This window comes from Pseudomonas sp. NPDC089743 (assembly GCF_044748785.1).
GTDB lineage: Bacteria > Pseudomonadota > Gammaproteobacteria > Pseudomonadales > Pseudomonadaceae > Aquipseudomonas > Aquipseudomonas putida_X.
The window spans coordinates 63,784-83,018 of sequence record NZ_JBIVGS010000001.1 but is presented as its reverse complement, the minus strand read 5'-3'; the positions used below and the strand labels follow the sequence as shown (position 1 = coordinate 83,018).

Genomic DNA, 19,235 nt, shown 5'->3' with positions numbered 1-19,235 from the left:
GTAGACCTTGGTCTCGTTCAGCGGAAATTTCGCACGGTTGAACTACCCTGTTTCGGTGGTGTTCGAAATTTCATGTATCGAGCCCAGAAGGAGGGTCGTTCATGCTTGCGCAACTTCCGCCGGCGCTGCAGAGCCTGCACTTGCCACTTCGTCTGAAGCTGTGGGACGGCAACCAGTTCGATCTGGGGCCCAGTCCGCAGGTCACTATCCTGGTCAAGGAGCCTCAGCTGATCGCCCAGCTGACCCATCCAAGCATGCACCAGCTGGGTGCTGCTTTCGTGGAAGGCAAGCTGGAGTTGGAGGGCGACATCGGGGAAGCCATTCGGGTGTGCGATGAGCTGAGCGAAGCCTTGCTGACGGAGGACGATGAGGCACCGCCACCACGTGTGGCTCACGACAAGCGCACAGACGCCGAGTCCATCTCCTACCACTACGACGTGTCCAACGCGTTCTATCAGCTCTGGCTCGATCAGGACATGGCGTATTCGTGCGCCTACTTCCGTGAGCCGGACAATACCCTCGATCAGGCACAGCAGGACAAGTTTGACCATCTATGCCGCAAGCTGCGGCTGCAGGCCGATGACTACCTGCTGGATGTCGGCTGCGGTTGGGGTGGGCTGTCACGCTTCGCCGCACGCGAGTACGGTGCGAAGGTGTTCGGCATCACCTTGAGCAAGGAACAGCTCAAGCTGGCGCGGCAGCGCGTCAAGGCTGAAGGCCTGGCTGACAAGGTCGAGCTGCAGATCCTCGACTACCGCGACCTCCCTCAGGATGGCCGCTTCGACAAGGTCGTCAGCGTCGGCATGTTCGAGCATGTCGGGCACGCCAACCTGGCGCTGTACAGCCAGAAGCTGTTCGGCGCTGTGCGCGAGGGTGGCCTGGTGATGAACCATGGCATCACCGCCAAGCACGTCGATGGTCGTCCGGTGGGGCGAGGGGCGGGTGAATTCATCGACCATTATGTGTTCCCCAACGGTGAGCTGCCGCACCTGTCGATGATCAGCGCGAGCCTGTGTGCTGCGGGGCTGGAGGTCGTCGATGTCGAGAGCTTGCGCATGCATTACGCCAAGACCTTGCATCATTGGAGCGATAACCTGGAGAACCAGCTGCACAAGGCTGCTGCACTGGTACCGGAAAAAACCCTGCGCATTTGGCGCCTGTATCTCGCTGGCTGCGCCTATGCATTCCAGAAGGGCTGGATAAACCTGCACCAGATCCTTGCCGTCAAGCCTTACGCCGATGGGCATCATGACCTGCCCTGGACACGTGAAGACTTGTATCGCTGATTCACCCGGGGCGCGCTTCAGGCGGCCCCGGTCACCCATCAGAGGATCGGTGAAATCAACCGCGCTACACGCATCCCCAGCTGTTGAAGACGGTGGGTTTTGCTGCTGTCCTCAGCCGTAATTTCCCTGGCCTGCTCGAAGTCAGTGGTCAACATCTTCTCTACCTGATCGGCGAAATCCCGATCCACCGTCAGCAGGGTGATTTCGAAGTTCAGTCGGAATGAGCGGTTGTCCAGGTTGGCACTACCGATAGCACTGACCTCATCGTCCACCAACACCACCTTCTGATGAAGGAACCCTGGCTGATAGCGGTACATGCGTACCCCCGCGCGCACCGCCTCGAAGGCGAACAGGCTGGAGGCGGCGTAAACGACCCGATGGTCGGGGCGAGCTGGGATCAGGATGCGCACATCTACACCGCGCAGCACGGCCAGGCGCAGCGCGGCGAACACGGCCTCGTCGGGAATGAAGTAGGGGCTTGTGATCCACACGCGGCGAGTCGCGGAATGGATGGCTTCGATGAAAAACAGCGCGCAGGTCTCTTGCGGATCTGCCGGCCCGCTGGCCAGCGCCTGGCAAAGCACACCGTTGTCCGGATAGGTGTCGGGCAGGATCAGTGGCGGTAGCTGACGCGTTGCCCAGTACCAGTCTTCGGCGAAGGACTCCTGTAGGCAAGCCAGCACCGGGCCGCCGATCTGCACATGGGTATCACGCCACGGCGAGAGGTGAGGGTTGCCGCCCAGGTATTCATCACCGACGTTGTGCCCGCCGATGAAGCCGGTAACCCCATCGACCACGACAATCTTGCGGTGGTTACGGAAGTTCACCTGGAAGCGATTGAACCAGCCGCGGCGGGTGGCGAAGGCGTGGATCTGCACCCCACCGTCTCTGAGGCTCTGGCTATAGCTGGCGGGCAAGGCATGGCTGCCAACCCTGTCATACAGCACGAACACCTTCACGCCCTCGGCCGCTTTGCGCAGCAACAGTTGCTGCAATGCTTGGCCGATGGTGTCGTTGTGGATGATGAAGAACTGTACCAACACCACTTCTCGTGCTTGTTCGATAGCAGCGAAGATGGCGTCGAAGGTGGCCTGGCCATCGATCAGCAGCTTTACTTGGTTATTGGCCAGGCACGGCATTCGCCCAAGTTTTGGCATGGCTCGCAAGGCGGCGTAGCTCTGCGACTCCCGAGCTGTGAGCGCTTCCTCTACCCAAGGCCGCCAGTTGAGGTTGGCCATCGCCACGTGCATTTCCTGATTGGCCTGGCGCCGAGCCTTGATGTAGGCGTTGAAGGAGCGGGCACCGAACACCAGGTAGGGAATGAGTGTGAGGTAGGGAATGAAGAACAGCGACATGGCCCAGGCAATTGCCCCTTGGGCCGTACGCACGGTAAACACCGCATGCAGCGCGGCGATTATGCCAAGCAAGTGAACGAGCCCGAGCACATAGCCGAAGAAGTAGGGGCTGTGGTAATCCATACGCATCCTGCTTGGCAAATACACAGCAGATAACAGAACACTTCCAGGGCCGCCTTGCAACCTGAAAGCGGATTTGCCGTCTAAGCCTGTGCCCGGCCATCGAGTCGGTTATTTTGAGGAGCGTTCGTCCATGAAGATTCGTCTGCCACTGCTGGCTCTGGCTTTTGGCCTGGCCAGCCCACTTGTGCATGCGCAGATGTTGCAGCCTGGCCTGTGGGAGCTCACCACCAGCAACATGCAGGTCGACGGTAAGCCATTGCCGGACATGCAGTTCATGCTCGGCCAACTGAAGAACCTGCCGCCCGAGCAGAGGGCCATGATGGAAGGGGCACTGGCCAAGCAGGGCATCGCGGTAGCAGGTAATGGCGTGCGTTCATGCCTGACGCCGGAGCAGGTGAAAACCAACGATATTCCCTTGCAGGACCCTCAGTCAGGCTGCACGCAAAAGATTACCGAGCGGACCGGCAATGTCTGGAAGTTTCAGTTCAGCTGCCCCAAAGCCCAAGGTACCGGCCAGGCAACCTTCCTTAGTGACAAGGAGTTCACTACCCAAGTCAATGGGACATTCAATGCGTCGGGTGTGCAACAGCGCGGCAGTATGAATACCCGGGCGGTATGGCTGGGCAATGACTGTGGAACAGTAAAGCCGCGCACCTGACGCGCTCCCTCGTGTCGATCGTTGTCGGCTACTGCGTCGTGGGCATGCAGGCTTTCTGCATGTACCACGGGCAGCTCGATACCGGCTGGGTTCAGTGAATTGCCCGCCGCACTAGCAGGTCGCCCTATAAGCCAAGCGAACTGATAGTTCCACGTGGAACATTCCACTCCAATCCTGGCAGCCACGCTTATCGCTTACCCCTCCATGCCGCGAATGGTGGGCTGAGGAGCGCCTGCCTTCTCTATAAGTGATCGATGATGCCCACACAGGCCAGTGGCGTGCTGTGTCTCTGTGCGGAAATCGCTAGCGTCGGGCTAGATCAGCGTCAATGTCAGGCAAACGAACGATCACTGGCAGCCACCGACCAGGCTGCAACGCAGACTGAAACGTTCGCCGTTGGAGCTGGAAACGCGGGTCAGGGAGGTCCAACCAACTCGGCGGCTATAGCCAACCCAGGCTTCACCATCGCTGGCCAGGCCGGTGAAGAATGTCAGCGCTCCATAGCGGCTGTTGGTTTGCGCCCATACGCGGTGCGTCGCACTATCGAAGCCGCGTAGGTAGATGTGGCTGCCCTCGGTACGCACGCTGTAGTAACTGCCAGTGGCGTCTTTACAGGCCACCAGCGTCGCGCTCCTCGTGCATGACGCCTGCGCGTTCTGCTGAGGTATCGCAAGCAACGGTGTTGGCGCAGCGAGCAGCAATAACAGTACTGCGGGTGACAGGTTCATTTTCCTTCCCGGGTAACCGTCCGACGAGAACGGCTTGGCGAAATTGTATTGTTACTTTATAACGTTGTGCAATGCATCGTTTCGAATGCGTCCGCCTGTAGAGGATCCGCCATGACCAATCGACTTCCTGTCACTGTACTTTCCGGCTTTTTGGGTGCCGGTAAAAGCACCTTGCTCAACCATGTGCTGCGTAATCGCGACAACCTGCGTGTCGCCGTCATCGTCAATGACATGAGCGAAATCAACATTGATGCCAGTGAGGTCCAGCGTAATGTCAGCCTAAACCGGGCGGAAGAAAAGCTGGTTGAGATGAGCAACGGCTGCATCTGCTGCACCCTGCGCGAGGACCTGTTGGAGGAAGTCGCACGGTTGGCGGATGAAGGCCGGTTCGATTATCTGCTGATCGAGTCGACGGGCATCTCCGAGCCGCTGCCCGTTGCAGAGACGTTCACCTTCCGCGATGAGCAGGGCCGTAGCCTTAGCGACATGGCACGGTTGGACACCATGGTGACGGTTGTCGACGGCTTGAACTTCCTGCGCGATTACCAGGCCGCCGATAGCCTGGCCAGCCGTGGTGAAACCTTGGGCGATGACGATGAGCGTTCCATCAGCGACCTGTTGATCGAACAGGTGGAGTTCGCGGATGTGCTGCTGCTGAGCAAGATCGACCTGATCAGCCAGCATGAGCGCGAGGAGCTCATCGCGATTTTGCGCAGCCTCAATGCCCGAGCGAAGATTTTGCCGATGGTCATGGGCCAAGTGCCGCTGGCACAGATCCTGGATACCGGCCTTTTCGATTTCGAACAGGCTGCGCAGGCACCTGGATGGCTTCAGGAATTGCGCGGTGAGCATGTGCCAGAAACCGAGGAATACGGCATTGCCGCTACCACCTGGCAAGCTCGCAGGCCGCTGCACCCGCAACGCTTTTTTGATTTCATCCACAAGCAATGGACCAATGGCCGGCTACTGCGCTCCAAAGGCTTTTTCTGGCTGGCCAGCAGGTTTCAGGAGGCCGGCAGCTGGTCGCAGGCTGGCGGCATGATGCGCTATGGGTTGGCCGGCCGGTGGTGGCGATTCGTGCCAAAAGAACATTGGCCGCAGGACGAACAGAGCTCTGCAGAAATTCTCAAACACTGGGTGCCTGAGAGTGGCGACTGCCGCCAGGAACTGGTGTTCATTGGGCAGAACATCGACTTCGTCCAGTTATCCACAGACCTGGATGCCTGTTTGTTGACCGATGATGAAATGGAAATGGGCCAGGCGGCCTGGCGGGACTTGCCGGATCCCTTCGGGCCCTGGCACGCCGAGGAGGCAGCATGACGCCCGCGGCTCAGCGTGTGGATATCCGCCAAGTCCATGGTGAATCGCCTCGGGTGCTCACCGACATTCTGCAAGACGGTGTCAACCTGGCAGTCTGGCAGCGACGCTTGCCTGCCCAGGTTGAAGACTTCGCGGCATTGGTAGTCAGCCTCGGCCAACCGTTCGCGGACCAGCGGGTCGTCGATGTGAATGAGCATGAGCCGCCAGTGCTACCAGATCTGTTGCGGGAAGCGGCCGATCTGCAGGGCTATGAGAGTTTCGTTGCGGATGTGTGCTGGCTGGTTTCGGCATATACATGTCTGGTGGGTGCCCGGCGCGTCGGTCTGCGCCTGCGGGTGCTGCACAATGCGATGTGCCCGCGCTTCCATGTGGATAACGTGCCTGTGCGCCTGCTCACGACCTATGTGGGCTGTGGCAGCGAATGGCTGCCCGAAGGTGCCATCGAACGAGCGGGGTTGCAGCTCGCACCGGCACCTGTGGATAACATCCAGCGGTTGCAAGCGGGTGATGTCGCGCTGCTGAAGGGCGAAAAATGGTCAGGCAACGAAGGAGCAGGCCTGATCCATCGCTCGCCCGCTGGCCCTGGCCCGCGCTTGTTGCTCAGCCTTGACTGGTTGGCGTGACGGGGCATAGTGGGGTGAATTCCGACCTGAAGTAAGCGCATGCTGCAGAATATTCCTACTCACGTTATCGCTGGCCCCTTGGGTGCAGGCAAGACCAGCCTCATCCGCCAGCTGATGGCTCAGCGCCCTGCCGACGAGCGTTGGGCGGTGCTGGTCAACGAGTTTGGCCAAGTCGGCCTGGATGCAGCGCTGCTCAGCTGTGATGAAGATGGTGTTGCCATTGCCGAAGTGGCGGGTGGGTGCCTGTGCTGCGTCAATGGCACACCGTTCCAGGTCGGGCTGGGGCGTCTATTGCGCAAGGCCCAACCCGACCGGTTGTTCATTGAACCCTCTGGGCTTGGTCACCCCCTGCAGTTGATGACCCAACTTAATCAGGCACCTTGGGTTGGGGTTCTGGCGCTGCAGCCGATGGTGATGGTCTTGGATGCTCAAGCGCTGGCGCGAGGTGAGCCGTTACCCGATGCGCAATTGCAGGCTCTGCAAGCGGCCGGCCTGGTGGTTTTCAACAAGAGCGCGGCTGTGGATGAAAATCGCAGGTTGTTGATAAGTAAGGCAATATCAGCGAAACAGGGCGTTTGGACAGAGCAGGGGCTGCTGGCTGTATCCAGCCTTCCTCGTTCTCCCATAGATGCAGTGGGCGAGCGTTCTGTGGATAAGGCCATTGTGGATAATCGCCAGCCGGCCCTCGGCACCCTGTGGATAGACCCTCGTCAACCCATCTGTCATGCACAGCAAGGCGAAGGTGGCTGGAGTGTCGGCTGGCGTTGGCACCCCAGCCAGCAATTCGATCCACAAGCCTTGCGTGGCATGCTCGACGCTTATTCATGGCGCCGGGCCAAGGGTGTTATCCACAGCCCGGAGGGTTGGCAGTCTTTCAACGGCCTTGACGGCAACCTGCCGGCTTGGCAGCCGAGTGAGTGGCGCAAGGATACGCGCATCGAACTGATTTTCGACCAGCCCCAAGACCTGCCAGCGCTGCAGGCCGCGCTGGAGGGCTGTCGGGTGAGGTGATCAGTTGTGCCAGCGATTATGTTCCTGGCGCCATTGCTTCATTTCGATCACGTTGTCGGCCCGTGGCGGCGTATTGATCTCGAATGGGTAGGGCGCCAGTTCGATCTGCACGCTATGAGCGCCAAACTGAGTCACCGTGCCTGGGTGGCGCTGTTCGCCGGTGACTGTGAACTCGAAGGCATACACACGGGCCAGGCGCTTTCTGCCCTTGGCATCGCGCAAAAATGCAATGCGCTTGAGCGCGACGGCGTCGTCGAGCAGCTCCAGATCCAGCTTTGCACAATGCTGTTTGACCCGTTCCAAGGCTTTCTCGCGTAGCCCGTGGTTGTGCCATAACCAAGCGCCTGCCGTGGCCACCAGCATCAGGACGAAGAGATTCTCCAGGGTCAACATTTACGTATGCTCCAAACAGGTCGATCCAGCTTAACTGCGTCCCTGGTCTGTCGTACAGGTGGCAATCGAGTTCATACTGCGCGACGCACAATCCCTGAAACAGCTTTGGAAAACGCCCGCATGAAACGTACCCCGCACCTGCTCGCCATTCAGTCCCACGTGGTGTTCGGCCACGCCGGCAACAGCGCCGCGGTGTTTCCAATGCAGCGTATCGGGGTCAATGTCTGGCCGCTCAATACCGTGCAGTTCTCCAACCACACTCAGTATGGCCAGTGGGCGGGCGAAGTGCTTGCTCCAGCGCAAATTCCTGCGTTGGTGGAAGGCATTTCCAACATCGGTGAACTGGGGCATTGCGATGCCGTCCTCTCGGGCTATCTGGGTAGCGCCGAGCAGGGGCGGGCGATACTGGCGGGTGTCGAGCGGATCAAGGCCGTCAACCCAAAGGCGCTGTATCTGTGCGACCCGGTCATGGGGCATTCGGAGAAAGGGTGCATCGTGCCACAGGAGGTGAGCGAGTTCCTGCTGGACGATGCGGTTGCCCAGGCTGACATTCTGTGCCCCAACCAGCTGGAGCTGGACAGTTTTTGTGGCCGGCGCGCGCAAAGCCTGGAAGATTGCGTGCACATGGCACGCGGCCTTCTTGAGCGCGGCCCGCAGGCTGTGCTGGTCAAGCACCTGGCCTACCCGGGGCGTTGCCCAGACACGTTCGAAATGTTGTTGGTCACCCGTGATCACAGCTGGCACCTGCGCCGCCCGCTGCTGGCTTTCCCTCGCCAGCCGGTCGGGGTGGGGGACTTGACCTCAGGGCTGTTCCTGGCCCGAGTGCTGTTGGGCGACAGCTGGGTACAAGCCTTTGAGTACACAGCGGCAGCTGTGCATGAGGTGCTGCTGGAAACCCAGGCCTGCGCCAGTTACGAACTGCAGCTGGTGCGGGCCCAGGACCGCATCGCTCACCCGCGTGTGCGCTTCGAGGCGCAACGCCTGGCGCTTTAAAGGGCGTCGGTCTTCAAATCCTGGTAACGCTTTTCCAGTTCCTGACGGATCTGCCGGCGTTGCTGGCCCTGGAGGAAGCGGCGCTTTTCTTCACTGGACTGCGGCTGACGCGCAGGGACCGGGACCGGGCGGCGGTTGTCGTCGACCGCGACCATGGTGAAAAAACAGCTGTTGGAATGACGCACCGAGCGTTCGCGAATGTTCTCGGTGACGACCTTGATGCCCACCTCCATGGAGGTAGTGCCGGTGTAGTTCACCGATGCCAGGAACGTGACGAGCTCGCCCACGTGCACCGGCTCGCGGAAAATCACCTGATCGACCGACAGGGTTACCACATAGCTGCCGGCATAGCGGCTAGCGCAGGCGTAGGCCACTTCATCGAGATACTTGAGCAAGGTGCCGCCATGTACGTTGCCCGAAAAGTTGGCCATGTCCGGGGTCATCAGTACGGTCATGCTCAGCTGGGCGTTTCCAGGTTCCATAGTGTGCTCACGGTGAGGTTGCGCTGAATCGGGGCGGGTATCTGCTGACACTTTCTGTTTCCCCTCTTGAAGTTTGCCTTCCTGATACGGGACGTTGACTGACGCTCCGTCGTCACGCCGATCATGCCATCAGCGGCCGTTGACCGGCCGATCTGTTTCTACATATTGCATCAGCAATATGCGGCGGGGTGCGATGTTAACCTGAGTACGCCCATGCAACATGGGCATTGCTGCATTCAATACAGCGTGTACTTGCCGCTCGCTCGGGTATGCCTTGGCAGAGGGGCGGTTTGCCCGGGCATCGAAAAGGAGTATCGCGCCATGCATGCCATCAGCTTCATCCAGGATCTGGCAGTGATCATGCTGGTCGCCGGGGTAGTGACGATTCTCTTTCATCGCTTCAAACAGCCAGTGGTGCTGGGCTACATCGTCGCCGGTTTCATCATCGGCCCACACACCCCGCCGTTCGGCCTGATTCACGATGAAGACACCATCAAGACCCTCGCCGAACTGGGCGTTATCTTCCTGATGTTCTGCCTGGGCCTTGAGTTCAGCCTGCGCAAGCTGTTCAAGGTGGGGGCCACGGCGTTCATTGCAGCGTTCCTGGAAATCGTCCTGATGATCTGGATCGGTTTCGAGATCGGCCGCTGGTTTGGGTGGAGCACCATGGATTCGCTGTTCCTCGGCGCGATCCTGGCGATTTCCTCGACCACCATCATCGTCAAGGCACTCAATGACCTGAAGATGAAAAACGAGCGTTTCGCCCAACTCATCTTTGGCGTGCTGATCGTCGAGGATATTCTCGGCATCGGCATCATCGCCCTGCTGTCTGGCATTGCGGTCAGCGGTACGGTCAGTTCCGGGGAAGTCTTTTCCACCGTCGGCAAGCTTTCGCTGTTCATGATCGTGGCGCTGGTTATCGGCATTTTGCTGGTACCACGATTGCTGGCCTACGTTGCGAAATTCGAGAGCAACGAGATGTTGCTGATCACCGTGCTGGGCCTGTGTTTCGGCTTCTGCCTGCTGGTGGTCAAACTCGAGTACAGCATGGTGCTGGGGGCGTTCCTGATCGGTGCGATCATGGCCGAATCCCGCCAGTTGATGAAGATCGAACGGCTGATAGAGCCGGTGCGTGATTTGTTCAGCGCCATTTTCTTCGTCGCCATCGGCCTGATGATCGACCCGAACGTGCTGCTCGACTATGCCTGGCCGATCATGGTCATCACCGTTGCCGTGGTGCTGGGCAAGATGCTGTCTTGCGGTATGGGTGCGTTCATTGCCGGCAACGATGGCCGTACCTCGCTGCGGGTGGGCATGGGGCTATCCCAGATCGGCGAGTTCTCTTTCATCATTGCGGCTTTGGGTATGACGCTGCAAGTTACCAGCGACTTCCTTTATCCGGTTGCGGTGGCGGTTTCGGCCATCACCACGCTGCTTACACCGTATCTGATCCGCGCGGCCGACCCGTTGTCGCTGAAGCTTGGCAACGTCATGCCCAGCCGGCTGTCACGCGTGCTTTCACTGTATGGCGAGTGGCTGCGCAGTATCCAGCCGCAAGGTGAGAGCGCGATGCTGGCTGCGATGATCCGGCGCATCCTGCTGCAGGTTGGTGTGAACCTGGCACTGGTGATCGCGATTTTCTTCAGCGGCGGGTATTTCGCCGTACGCATCGGTGCCTGGCTCAATGAGTGGGTCAGTGATGTCAGCCAGCAAAAGGCGCTAATCTGGGGGGCCGCGCTGTTGTTGTCGCTGCCCTTCCTTATCGCTGCCTATCGCAAGCTCAAGGCGTTGTCGATGTTGTTGGCGGAGATGGGCGTCAAGCCGGAAATGGCAGGGCGCCACACCCAGCGCGTTCGCCGTGTAGTGGCCGAAGTGATCCCGCTGCTGTCACTGCTGGTCATCTTCATGCTGCTGTCGGCGTTGTCGGCAAGCATCCTGCCGACCAGTGAATTACTGCTGATCATCGCCGTGGTGGCCGCGATGGTAGTGGCGGTGCTGTGGCGATGGTTCATCCGTGTGCATTCGCGGATGCAGATCGCCTTGCTGGAGACGCTGGAAAACAGCCGGGAAAATACGCACTGAGGGCTCTGTGCGCGGGATTGCGGCAACCTGCGCAAAGGAGCGGTAACGATGTCGCCAGGCCACGAAGCCTGGCGACTGTGTGACTGATCAGCTTTCCAGCCAGACGTCCCGTGCCCAGTGCCAGACCGATTCCCAGCTGTCTTCGCCAACCCCTTCCTCGTCGCCATCCCACAGCACTACCGTGCCGTCTTCCTCGACGCAGTAGAAGTTGTCACCGTCCTGGCATAGCGGGATCAGGTCCCGCGGTACGCCGGCGTCCCAGGCATTGGCCGCCACATCGGGCAGGTAGGTATGGGACTGGGGATCGGTGACGGTCACCGGCTCCAGAGAGCCGTACACCACGTCACTGACGGTCAAGAGGAACTCTTTGAACACGAACGGAATGTTGATGAACAGTTGTTCCTCGATCTCGACCAGTTGGTCCTCGTCGGGAAGCTCCAAGGGTACCGGCACCGGTTCATTGGCTTCACGGAGTTGTTCGATCACTTCTTCCACGGTTCATTTCCTCCAACCTTGATGTCATCGCTGCGCGTTATACCCTAGTAGGGCGGTCTGGCAAAAGCAAAAACCCCGGGGCTAGCCCGGGGTTTTTTGTGCAACGTGCGACGGTTAACCGTTTTGGCGGATACCGGCGACCAGCCAAGGCTGGTTCTCGCCCTGGGCACGAACCATGTGCCAGCTTTCGCTGAACGGTTCGCCCTGGTCGAAGCGCGAGGTCTTCGACACGCCACGGAAGGTCAGGGTGGCGTCGGTACGGTCGGCGCGATCGTCGACACCGTCCAGTTGCACATCGAGGTTATCGATGTAGGTCGCCTGGAAACCATCACCCAGGTCAGCACGCTCACGCTTGAGGAACTCCAGCATCTGCGGCGTGACGAACTCGGCGATCTTGTCCATCTCGTTGGCATCCCAGTGCTGCTGCAGCGCCTGGAAGTGGCTACGGGCTGCAGCCAGGAAGCTCTGCTCGTTGAACCAGGCCGGGGCATTGATGGCCGGTGCGGCTGGCGCTGCAGGTGCAGCCGAGCCACCGAAGATCGACGGCTGGGCAGGCTGGCCATGGGCTTCACGCTGGAACGGCGCATGGCCCGGAGCGGCCATTTGCGGCTGCTGCTGGCGGCGCCGTGCGGCGATGAAGCGGAACACCAGGAACGCGATCAGGGCGACGATCAGGAAGTCCATGATCTGCAGGCCCTCGAAGCCGTCACCCATGAACATGGAGGCCAGCAGGCCACCGGCGGCAAGGCCGGCCAATGGGCCCAGCCAGCGCGAAGCACCGCTGGCGGCGGCCGGAGCACGGCCAGGAGCGGTCGGTGCGGCGGCAGGCGTGGTTGGCGTAGCCTGGCGGGTCTGGTGGATTGGCGCGGAGCCCGAGCTCTTGCCGCCGCCGAAGCGCTTGGCGTTGGCGTCCAGGCTCAGCGTCAGGCCGACGCAAAGCGCCAGTGCGATGCTAAGAAAACGTTGCATAAATGGGATTTCCCCTGTTGTGGATTGCACGCGCGTCATGTTGCACAGGTTCCTGTGCACATGACCAGCGACATAATGTTTCCAGCTTTTGCCTAAATATTTCAGCGCGCCCTGAAGGCCTCAGATAGCTTCGAGCTTGGCATAGCCGAGCATCAGCCACTTGCTGCCCTCGGCAAAGTTCACCTGCACACGGGCCTGGGCGCCGGAACCCTCGAAGTTGAGGATAACGCCTTCACCGAATACCGAATGCTGTACCCGCTGGCCTAGATTGAAAGCGGTCTGTGGAATGTTGGCATTGGCGAACATGCTGCTGGCGCTGGTGCTCTTGGCACCGCCGAACGGGCGGCTGACGCTGTTCGAAAGACGCACTTCCTGAACCAGGCCTGGTGGAATCTCCCGGACGAATCGTGACACTTTGTTGTAGGTCTCACTGCCATACAGCCGACGCGTTTCGGCATAGGTCATGAAGAGCTGGCGCATGGCACGGGTAATGCCCACGTACGCCAGGCGGCGTTCTTCTTCCAGGCGGCCTGGCTCTTCCAGGCTCATCTTGTGCGGGAACAGGCCTTCTTCCATGCCCACCAGGAACACGTAGGGGAACTCCAGGCCTTTGGCGCTGTGCAATGTCATCAGCTGAATGCTGTCTTCGTGCTCGTCAGCCTGGGCCTCGCCGGCTTCAAGCGAAGCATGACCGAGGAAGGCCGACAGAGGCGAAAGGTCGGCGTCATCGTCAGTGGCTTCGAAGTTGCGAGCGGCGCTTACCAGCTCCTCAAGGTTTTCTACCCGTGCCTGGCCCTTTTCACCCTTTTCTTCCTGGTGGTAGATGATCAGACCGGACTGCTCGACGACTGTCTGCGTCATGGTATGCAGGGGCATGTCCGCGACTTTTCCAGCCAGGCTTTCAATCAGCTCGATGAACGCGCCCAGCGCACTGGCCGCCCGGCCTTTGAGGGCCTTGGCGGCGAGCAGTTGGCACATGGCTCCCCACATCGACAGTTGACTGTGGCGAGCATGTTCACGAATGGCCTCGACAGTTTTTTCGCCGATGCCACGCGGTGGCACATTGATGACCCTTTCGAGGGCGGCGTCGTTGCCACGGCCTTCTATCAAGCGCAGGTAGGCCATGGCGTTCTTGATCTCGGCGCGCTCGAAGAAGCGCTGGCCACCATAGATGCGGTAGGGGATGCGCTCGCGCAACAAGGCTTCTTCCAGCACTCGCGACTGGGCGTTGGAGCGATACAGGATGGCGATCTCGCTACGCGAATGGCCTTGCTTGATCAGGCTCTCGATGGTCTCGACCACGTAGCGCGCTTCGTCATGCTCGTTGTAAGCCGCATAGAGGGTCAGAGGTTCTCCCTCGCCCAGGTCGGTCCACAGCTCTTTGCCCAAGCGGCCGCTGTTGTTGGCGATCAGCGCGTTGGCAGCTTTGAGAATGCCCCCTGTGGAGCGGTAGTTCTGCTCCAGGCGGATCATCTCGGCGTCAGGGAAGTCAGCCGTGTACTGATGGATGTTTTCAATCTTGGCGCCGCGCCAGCCGTAAATCGACTGGTCGTCGTCGCCCACCGCCATCAAGCTGCCGCCGTCCTTGCCAGCCAGCAGTCGTAGCCAGGCGTACTGCACGGCGTTGGTGTCCTGGAACTCGTCCACCAGCAGGTGGCGGAAGCGCCGCTGGTAGTGTTCGAGCAGGCTCGGGTGGTCGCGCCACAAGTCCAAGGCACGCAGCAGCAGTTCGGAGAAGTCGATCACCCCGGCGCGTTCGCAGGCCTGTTCGTAGGCTTCATAGATGCTACGCATGGTCCCCAGGAACAGATCGCCGCCGGCCTGGATATGCTGCGGCCGCAGGCCTTCGTCCTTCTGCCCGTTGATGAACCACTGTGCCTGGCGCGCGGGCCAGCGCTGCTCGTCCAGACCCAGCTCGCGGATCACCCGCTTGACCAGGCGCTGCTGGTCGTCACTGTCGAGGATCTGGAAGTTCTGTACCAGGCGCGCTTCCTGCCAATGGGCGCGTAACAAGCGGTGCGCCAGGCCGTGGAAGGTCCCCACCCACATGCCGGCCGGGTTGATGCCCAGCAATTGCTCGATGCGCTGGCGCATTTCAGCGGCGGCCTTGTTGGTGAAGGTCACCGACAGGATCGAGTGCGGTGAGGCCTGCTCGACCTGGATCAGCCAGGCGATGCGATGCACCAGCACGCGGGTTTTACCGGAGCCGGCGCCAGCAAGCACCAGCTGACGCCCGAGCGAGGCCGCGACGGCCTGGCGTTGGGCATCGTTGAGGGAGTTCAGCAGGAGGGAGAGGTCATCTGTGTGCATCCGGCCATTCTAGGGGCAGGCCGGTTACGGGGCAAACGCCTACTGTATAAATGTTCACCTTCGAGGGCTGTCGCTCATCGGGTTCTGGCTACAGCACAATGCCAAACCGCTCGCAGCGGTCTGGCATTGTCAGGCTCAGTCGTTGACTACACGGTGCCCGATCTCGAACATTTGCGGACCGTCGTCCTTGATGATTTCCAGCCTTGTCCACGAGCTCGCACGTTCGCGCCGGAAAAATACTGGTTTCTCGGTAAGGACCTGCAGGTTGATCTCCCCGTTGTCCACCAGATGCAGCTCAAGCACTTCCCAGCCACCTCGGTGACGTACCCTGGGTTCTATCAGCACAGGCACAATACCCGGGTGGCCAACGGTCACCGTTCCCCGCACTTCAAAGCAGGCTGGTTGGCCTGGCGCTTCAATGTTGTACGCTTGCAGGTTTTCGATTTTGCTCATGATGGATCCTTGTCAGTTGAGTTTGCGCCCAATGGCGCAATGCAACTTTCTCCGCTGCAGGGGAGCAGTTGAACGGGGACGGCGTTCTTCTGTGCCAACGTTTGCCGCCACCTTCATGCTTGGGTGAAATCGGCAATGGCTTCAGCTGTGCCAGGTTCTGCCCTGGTGTGCCAGCAGGCTGTTGGCTTGATCCGGGCCTGTGCTACCTGCGGCATAGTGGCGGGGTGCTTGAAAATGATCCTCCCAACCCTGGATGATAGGGTCTATCCAGGCCCATGCCGCTTCAACTTCGTCGCGCCGCATGAACAGGGTAGAGTCCCCCTCGAGTACATCCAGCAGCAAGCGCTCGTAGGCCTCCCAGCGACGGGTCTGGCCGAAGACTTGCGCCAGGTTCAGGTCGAGGTCGACCGGCTCCAGGCGCATGCCTTTGCCCGGGCTCTTGGTCATCATGCGCAGGCTGATACGCTCGTCTGGCTGCAACTGGATCAGTAGCTGGTTGACCTGGCCACCGCTGAACAGCTCATGCGGCACGGGCTTGAACTGGATGACGATCTGCGACGAGCGCCGTGCCATGCGTTTACCGGTGCGCAGATAGAAAGGCACGCCAGCCCAGCGCCAATTGTCGATGTGGGCGTGGACGGCGACGAATGTTTCAGTGTCGCTGTCATTGTCCACGTCCTTCTCGAAGTAGTAGGCGGGCACCTCCTGGCCGCCGATGTGCCCGGCACCGTACTGACCGCGCACGGTCTTGTCCTGAACGTCCTGGCCGCTGATCGGCTTGAGGGCGCGCAGAATCTTGACCTTCTCGTCGCGGACCGCCTCGGCCTCGAACTGCGCGGGCGGCTCCATGGCTACCAGGCACAGCAGCTGCAACAGGTGGTTCTGCAGCATGTCGCGGGTGGCACCGGCCCGGTCGTAGTAGCCGCCTCTGTTTTCTACGCCGAGGGTTTCACACACGCTGATCTGCACATGATCGACCTGCCCGTTGCGCCACACCGGCTCCAGCAACGCGTTGGCGAACCGCAGGGCCATGAGGTTCTGCACGGTCTCCTTGCCCAGGTAGTGATCGATGCGAAACACCTGCGATTCCTCGAACACCGCGCCGATCGCTTCGTTGATGGCGGTGGCTGACTCAAGCGAATGGCCGATCGGCTTCTCCAGCACGATGCGTGCCTCGTGGTCGGCCAGCCCCGCCACCCGCAGGTGGTTGGCAATCGGCACGAACAGATTGGGCGCTGTGGCCAGGTAATAGATGCGGGTCAGCCCGCCGGGCTCGCCGAGGTAGCGCGCCAGGCGCCCGAAGTCGGCGCTTTGCGCGGCGTCCATGGGAAAGTAGTCAAGGCGTGCACAAAAACGTTGCCACACCTCTTCGTCGAACTCACTCCGGGCGATCTGCGCCCGGCAATGGCGTTCGGCGAGCTTCAAATAGTCGTTGCGCGACAGGTTGCGACGGGCCAGGGCAATGATGCGCACGGCAATGTTCAGACGTGCCTCGCGATACAGGTGATAGAGCGCCGGTAGCAGTTTGTGCAGGGCCAGATCGCCAGTGCCACCGAATACCAGAATGTCGCAAGGAATAGTCAAACCACCACTCTCCACGTTCGTTTAACTGGGCGGGTTGGCGTCCATGTAGTATAACTACAAGAAAGCTACATCCCGGCCAGCCGATCATAACCGAGTCCAGCCCGTGAATCTGTTGCAACATATCGCCCAATCGCGCCACCTGCTGCGCAAATCGGAACTGAAAGTGGCCGACCACGTGCTGCTGGACCCGGCCGCCGTCATGCACAGTTCGATGGCGGACCTTGCACACAGCGTGGGTATCAGCGAGCCGACCATCGTGCGGTTTTGCCGGGCGATCGGCTGTTCAGGTTTTCAGGACCTCAAGCTCAAGCTGGCGCAGAGCCTGGCTGCCGGCGCCAGCTTCGGGCAGTTCGCCATCCATGAGGACGACTCGGTTGCCGATTACAGCCTGAAGATTTTCGACACGACCTTGCACACCCTGATGGAAGTGCGAGAGCACCTCGACCCGCACGCGTTGCAGCAGGCGGTGAGTGCCATGGCGCAGGCGCAACGTGTGGAGTTCTATGGTTTTGGTGCATCCGGCGCGGTTGCTGCCGACGCGCAGCACAAGTTTTTCCGCCTGTTGCTCAGTGCCGCCGCCTACTCCGACCCGCACATGCAGGCCATGTCGGCGGTGACCCTCAAGCCGGGTGACGTGGCGGTGTGCATTTCCCAGTCCGGGCGTTCCAAAGACCTTTTGATCACCGCCAACCTCGTGCGTGAGAGCGGCGCCAACCTGATCACCCTGTGCCCCAGCCAGACCCCGCTGGCCGAGCTTTCGACCGTCAACCTGGCGATCGATGTGCACGAAGACACGGAAATCTACACCCCGCTGACCTCGCGTATCGCCCACCTGGTAGTGATCGATGTGCTGGCCATGGGCGTGGCCATGGCCCGTGGGCCAAGCCTGGTCAATCACCTCAAGAGTGTGAAGCGCAGCTTGCGCAGCCTGCGTTTATCACCCAAGTCGATCAAGGCGATGGATGACTGATCGACCCTTGCGCAAGGTGCTGCAAATTTCATCGATTTGTCACCAATCCTCAGCAGAACGGTAAAGCATTCAAGCGAGTCTGAACTCCCCGCACTCGATCAGGGAGACAGACATGGCTCGTGATTTCGATGGCTCTTACCTACCTAGCGCCAAGGCTCGCAAACAGCAGGAAAAAGATCAGCGCCGCATGGAGTACCGCCGTGCGATCGAAAGCTACTGCGACCAACGACAACTGCTGCGCGACCTCGCGGATTACCCGGAGTTGCAGGCCCTCACGGTGTGGCAGACTTCAGCGGCAAATTCCCCGAAAAGCGCTCAACAAGCGCGCTGATCAGCGCACGTTCGCTGCGGATGAATGCCAAAAAGGCCAAGGCTACCGGTGACTGCCGCTTGGCCTTTGCCTGCACCACACACCAGCTGCGGTACAGCGGCAGTTCCTCCACCGGCAACTCTTTCAGCACGCCCATGGCCAGTTCCATGTTCACGGCATGGCGGGTCAGCAAGGCAATGCCTAGGCCGGCGATGACGCATTCGCGCTGGGCATCGGCCGAGGCGACCTCCAGCGTCTGGTTGAAGTGCACACGCTTGTCCTTGAAGTACTCTTCACAGGCTTTGCGGGTGCCTGAGCCCTGTTCACGGACCAGCAGGGTATGAGGCTCCAAGTCCTGCAGGCGCAAGTGCTCGAGTTTGCACAACGCATGGTCCGGCGGCGCCACGGCGATGATCGGGTTGTTGAGAAACGGCAGAAACTCCAGGCCCATGTCCTGCGGCACCATAGACATGATGATCAGGTCGTCACGGTTATCGGAAAGGCGCCGGATCGCTTGGGCGCGGTTGACGACGGTAAGGGTCAGGTTGACCTCAGGGTGACGTTGCTTGAAGGCGGCGAACAGGTGAGGAACGAAGTATTTGGCGCTGGATTCGATCGCCAGTTTCAGTTGCCCTTGCAGTGAGCCCTGCATGTCCGAAAGCTGCATGTCGAGGCTTTCCAGGCGCCCGAAAATATCCCGACTGGCGCGCTGCAGCGCCTCGGCGGCTTCGGTCAGGTAAAGCTTCTTACCGACGTATTCGAACAGCGGCTGCCCCACCAGCTCTTCCAGCTGACGGATTTGCAGACTAACGGCGGGTTGCGTCAGCGCCATTTCTTCGGCGGCGCGGCTGTACGAGCGCAAATCGCACACCTCATTGAAGACCTGTAGCTGACGCAATGTCATACGCATCAAGGACTTACGCATTTTAATTATGGGCTCCGGTAAAACCTTGTTACCTAACTATAAGCTTTTGCTAATACAGCCCCTAACAAATATTGATTTTTGTTTATCGACCTACAGCGCTAGGGTGAATATGCGACTGGCCAACGACACTTGGTCACGCGCCGACCGGTAGAACCGGCTCGATTG

Annotated in this window: 19 protein-coding genes; 9 read left to right on the top strand and 10 right to left on the bottom strand. The window is 60.1% G+C overall.

The features are described 5' to 3' along the window. The first annotated feature begins 101 nt into the window (after positions 1–101). Positions 102–1,286, top strand: a complete 1,185-nt coding sequence (gene cfaB, locus ACIPZC_RS00395) for a C17 cyclopropane fatty acid synthase CfaB (protein ID WP_349975558.1) — start codon at positions 102–104, stop codon at positions 1,284–1,286. A 38-nt stretch (positions 1,287–1,324) separates the two neighbouring features. Here cfaB and cls read toward each other — a convergent pair whose 3' ends face one another. Further along, on the bottom strand, positions 1,325–2,764 hold the full coding sequence (gene cls, locus ACIPZC_RS00390) for a cardiolipin synthase (RefSeq protein ID WP_400624015.1): 1,440 nt from the start codon (positions 2,762–2,764) through the stop codon (positions 1,325–1,327). 130 nt (positions 2,765–2,894) lie between these two features. On the opposite strand from cls, the gene ACIPZC_RS00385 reads away from it, so the two are divergent. Next, positions 2,895–3,422 carry a DUF3617 domain-containing protein gene (locus ACIPZC_RS00385; RefSeq protein ID WP_400624012.1) on the top strand — a complete coding sequence of 176 codons (528 nt, stop codon included), beginning with the start codon at positions 2,895–2,897 and terminating at the stop codon, positions 3,420–3,422. Between the two features lie 347 nt (positions 3,423–3,769). Here ACIPZC_RS00385 and ACIPZC_RS00380 read toward each other — a convergent pair whose 3' ends face one another. Continuing rightward, a complete protein-coding gene (locus ACIPZC_RS00380; protein ID WP_349975555.1) occupies positions 3,770–4,150 on the bottom strand; it encodes a glutamine synthetase in 381 nt (126 codons plus the stop codon). Between the two features lie 111 nt (positions 4,151–4,261). On the opposite strand from ACIPZC_RS00380, the gene zigA reads away from it, so the two are divergent. The 3 genes from zigA to ACIPZC_RS00365 are packed head-to-tail and all read left to right on the top strand — an operon-like array spanning position 4,262 to position 7,104. After that, on the top strand, positions 4,262–5,470 hold the full coding sequence (gene zigA, locus ACIPZC_RS00375) for a zinc metallochaperone GTPase ZigA (protein WP_267819724.1): 1,209 nt from the start codon (positions 4,262–4,264) through the stop codon (positions 5,468–5,470). Next, positions 5,467–6,093: a DUF1826 domain-containing protein gene (locus ACIPZC_RS00370; protein WP_400624007.1), complete on the top strand. Its 627-nt coding sequence runs from the start codon at positions 5,467–5,469 to the stop codon at positions 6,091–6,093. The genes zigA and ACIPZC_RS00370 overlap by 4 nt, the downstream gene beginning before the upstream one ends. Positions 6,094–6,132: 39 nt before the next feature. Continuing rightward, on the top strand, positions 6,133–7,104 hold the full coding sequence (locus ACIPZC_RS00365; RefSeq protein WP_400624004.1) for a CobW family GTP-binding protein: 972 nt from the start codon (positions 6,133–6,135) through the stop codon (positions 7,102–7,104). Here the strand turns inward: ACIPZC_RS00365 and ACIPZC_RS00360 are convergent, their stop codons facing one another. Next, positions 7,105–7,497 carry a DUF3301 domain-containing protein gene (locus ACIPZC_RS00360; RefSeq protein ID WP_241806838.1) on the bottom strand — a complete coding sequence of 131 codons (393 nt, stop codon included), beginning with the start codon at positions 7,495–7,497 and terminating at the stop codon, positions 7,105–7,107. Positions 7,498–7,617: 120 nt separating this feature from the next. Here ACIPZC_RS00360 and pdxY point away from each other — a divergent pair, with 120 nt between their 5' ends. Beyond that, on the top strand, positions 7,618–8,490 hold the full coding sequence (gene pdxY, locus ACIPZC_RS00355) for a pyridoxal kinase PdxY (RefSeq protein WP_400624001.1): 873 nt from the start codon (positions 7,618–7,620) through the stop codon (positions 8,488–8,490). Here the strand turns inward: pdxY and ACIPZC_RS00350 are convergent. Continuing rightward, positions 8,487–8,972 (bottom strand): acyl-CoA thioesterase, encoded by a 486-nt coding sequence (locus ACIPZC_RS00350; RefSeq protein ID WP_241806836.1) that lies wholly within the window; start codon positions 8,970–8,972, stop codon positions 8,487–8,489. The genes pdxY and ACIPZC_RS00350 overlap by 4 nt on opposite strands. Before the next feature lie 321 nt (positions 8,973–9,293). Between ACIPZC_RS00350 and ACIPZC_RS00345 the strand changes: the two genes are divergently transcribed. Continuing rightward, complete coding sequence (locus ACIPZC_RS00345; RefSeq protein WP_400623998.1) at positions 9,294–11,054, top strand: cation:proton antiporter; 1,761 nt, start codon at positions 9,294–9,296, stop codon at positions 11,052–11,054. Positions 11,055–11,141: 87 nt separating this feature from the next. On the opposite strand, the gene ACIPZC_RS00340 is transcribed toward ACIPZC_RS00345, so the two are convergent. From ACIPZC_RS00340 to zwf, 5 genes are all read right to left on the bottom strand, one after another. Further along, on the bottom strand, positions 11,142–11,549 hold the full coding sequence (locus tag ACIPZC_RS00340; RefSeq protein WP_012316884.1) for an SMI1/KNR4 family protein: 408 nt from the start codon (positions 11,547–11,549) through the stop codon (positions 11,142–11,144). A 114-nt stretch (positions 11,550–11,663) separates the two neighbouring features. Continuing rightward, on the bottom strand, positions 11,664–12,518 hold the full coding sequence (locus ACIPZC_RS00335; RefSeq protein ID WP_241806833.1) for a Tim44 domain-containing protein: 855 nt from the start codon (positions 12,516–12,518) through the stop codon (positions 11,664–11,666). Positions 12,519–12,638: 120 nt separating this feature from the next. Beyond that, the gene (gene uvrD / locus ACIPZC_RS00330; RefSeq protein ID WP_267819710.1) at positions 12,639–14,828 is read right to left on the bottom strand and encodes a DNA helicase II; all 2,190 of its coding nucleotides are present in this window, start codon (positions 14,826–14,828) and stop codon (positions 12,639–12,641) included. A 135-nt stretch (positions 14,829–14,963) separates the two neighbouring features. Further along, complete coding sequence (locus tag ACIPZC_RS00325) at positions 14,964–15,281, bottom strand: hypothetical protein (protein WP_267819708.1); 318 nt, start codon at positions 15,279–15,281, stop codon at positions 14,964–14,966. 141 nt (positions 15,282–15,422) lie between these two features. Continuing rightward, a complete protein-coding gene (gene zwf, locus ACIPZC_RS00320; protein ID WP_400623993.1) occupies positions 15,423–16,865 on the bottom strand; it encodes a glucose-6-phosphate dehydrogenase in 1,443 nt (480 codons plus the stop codon). Between the two features lie 103 nt (positions 16,866–16,968). Here zwf and hexR point away from each other — a divergent pair, with 103 nt between their 5' ends. Together hexR and ACIPZC_RS00310 are read left to right on the top strand one after the other, a co-directional pair. Further along, complete coding sequence (gene hexR / locus ACIPZC_RS00315; protein WP_012316879.1) at positions 16,969–17,835, top strand: transcriptional regulator HexR; 867 nt, start codon at positions 16,969–16,971, stop codon at positions 17,833–17,835. A gap of 112 nt (positions 17,836–17,947) precedes the next feature. After that, a complete protein-coding gene (locus ACIPZC_RS00310) occupies positions 17,948–18,166 on the top strand; it encodes a PA3496 family putative envelope integrity protein (protein WP_349975550.1) in 219 nt (72 codons plus the stop codon). Here the strand turns inward: ACIPZC_RS00310 and ACIPZC_RS00305 are convergent. Then, a complete protein-coding gene (locus tag ACIPZC_RS00305) occupies positions 18,108–19,055 on the bottom strand; it encodes a LysR family transcriptional regulator (RefSeq protein WP_400624809.1) in 948 nt (315 codons plus the stop codon). The genes ACIPZC_RS00310 and ACIPZC_RS00305 overlap by 59 nt on opposite strands. Positions 19,056–19,235 lie beyond the last annotated feature (180 nt).

What these genes read in the sequence shown, in the direction of transcription:
- ACIPZC_RS00325 (WP_267819708.1), bottom strand. Translation starts at nt 15,281, where the DNA reads ATGAGCAAAATCGAAAACCTGCAAGCGTACAACATTGAAGCGCCAGGC.
- ACIPZC_RS00370 (WP_400624007.1), top strand. Translation starts at nt 5,467, where the DNA reads ATGACGCCCGCGGCTCAGCGTGTGGATATCCGCCAAGTCCATGGTGAA.
- cfaB (WP_349975558.1), top strand. Translation starts at nt 102, where the DNA reads ATGCTTGCGCAACTTCCGCCGGCGCTGCAGAGCCTGCACTTGCCACTT.
- zigA (WP_267819724.1), top strand. Translation starts at nt 4,262, where the DNA reads ATGACCAATCGACTTCCTGTCACTGTACTTTCCGGCTTTTTGGGTGCC.
- ACIPZC_RS00385 (WP_400624012.1), top strand. Translation starts at nt 2,895, where the DNA reads ATGAAGATTCGTCTGCCACTGCTGGCTCTGGCTTTTGGCCTGGCCAGC.
- uvrD (WP_267819710.1), bottom strand. Translation starts at nt 14,828, where the DNA reads ATGCACACAGATGACCTCTCCCTCCTGCTGAACTCCCTCAACGATGCC.
- cls (WP_400624015.1), bottom strand. Translation starts at nt 2,764, where the DNA reads ATGGATTACCACAGCCCCTACTTCTTCGGCTATGTGCTCGGGCTCGTT.
- ACIPZC_RS00305 (WP_400624809.1), bottom strand. Translation starts at nt 19,055, where the DNA reads ATGCGTATGACATTGCGTCAGCTACAGGTCTTCAATGAGGTGTGCGAT.
- ACIPZC_RS00310 (WP_349975550.1), top strand. Translation starts at nt 17,948, where the DNA reads ATGGCTCGTGATTTCGATGGCTCTTACCTACCTAGCGCCAAGGCTCGC.
- ACIPZC_RS00365 (WP_400624004.1), top strand. Translation starts at nt 6,133, where the DNA reads ATGCTGCAGAATATTCCTACTCACGTTATCGCTGGCCCCTTGGGTGCA.
- ACIPZC_RS00345 (WP_400623998.1), top strand. Translation starts at nt 9,294, where the DNA reads ATGCATGCCATCAGCTTCATCCAGGATCTGGCAGTGATCATGCTGGTC.
- ACIPZC_RS00335 (WP_241806833.1), bottom strand. Translation starts at nt 12,518, where the DNA reads ATGCAACGTTTTCTTAGCATCGCACTGGCGCTTTGCGTCGGCCTGACG.
- ACIPZC_RS00360 (WP_241806838.1), bottom strand. Translation starts at nt 7,497, where the DNA reads ATGTTGACCCTGGAGAATCTCTTCGTCCTGATGCTGGTGGCCACGGCA.
- pdxY (WP_400624001.1), top strand. Translation starts at nt 7,618, where the DNA reads ATGAAACGTACCCCGCACCTGCTCGCCATTCAGTCCCACGTGGTGTTC.
- ACIPZC_RS00380 (WP_349975555.1), bottom strand. Translation starts at nt 4,150, where the DNA reads ATGAACCTGTCACCCGCAGTACTGTTATTGCTGCTCGCTGCGCCAACA.
- ACIPZC_RS00350 (WP_241806836.1), bottom strand. Translation starts at nt 8,972, where the DNA reads ATGGAACCTGGAAACGCCCAGCTGAGCATGACCGTACTGATGACCCCG.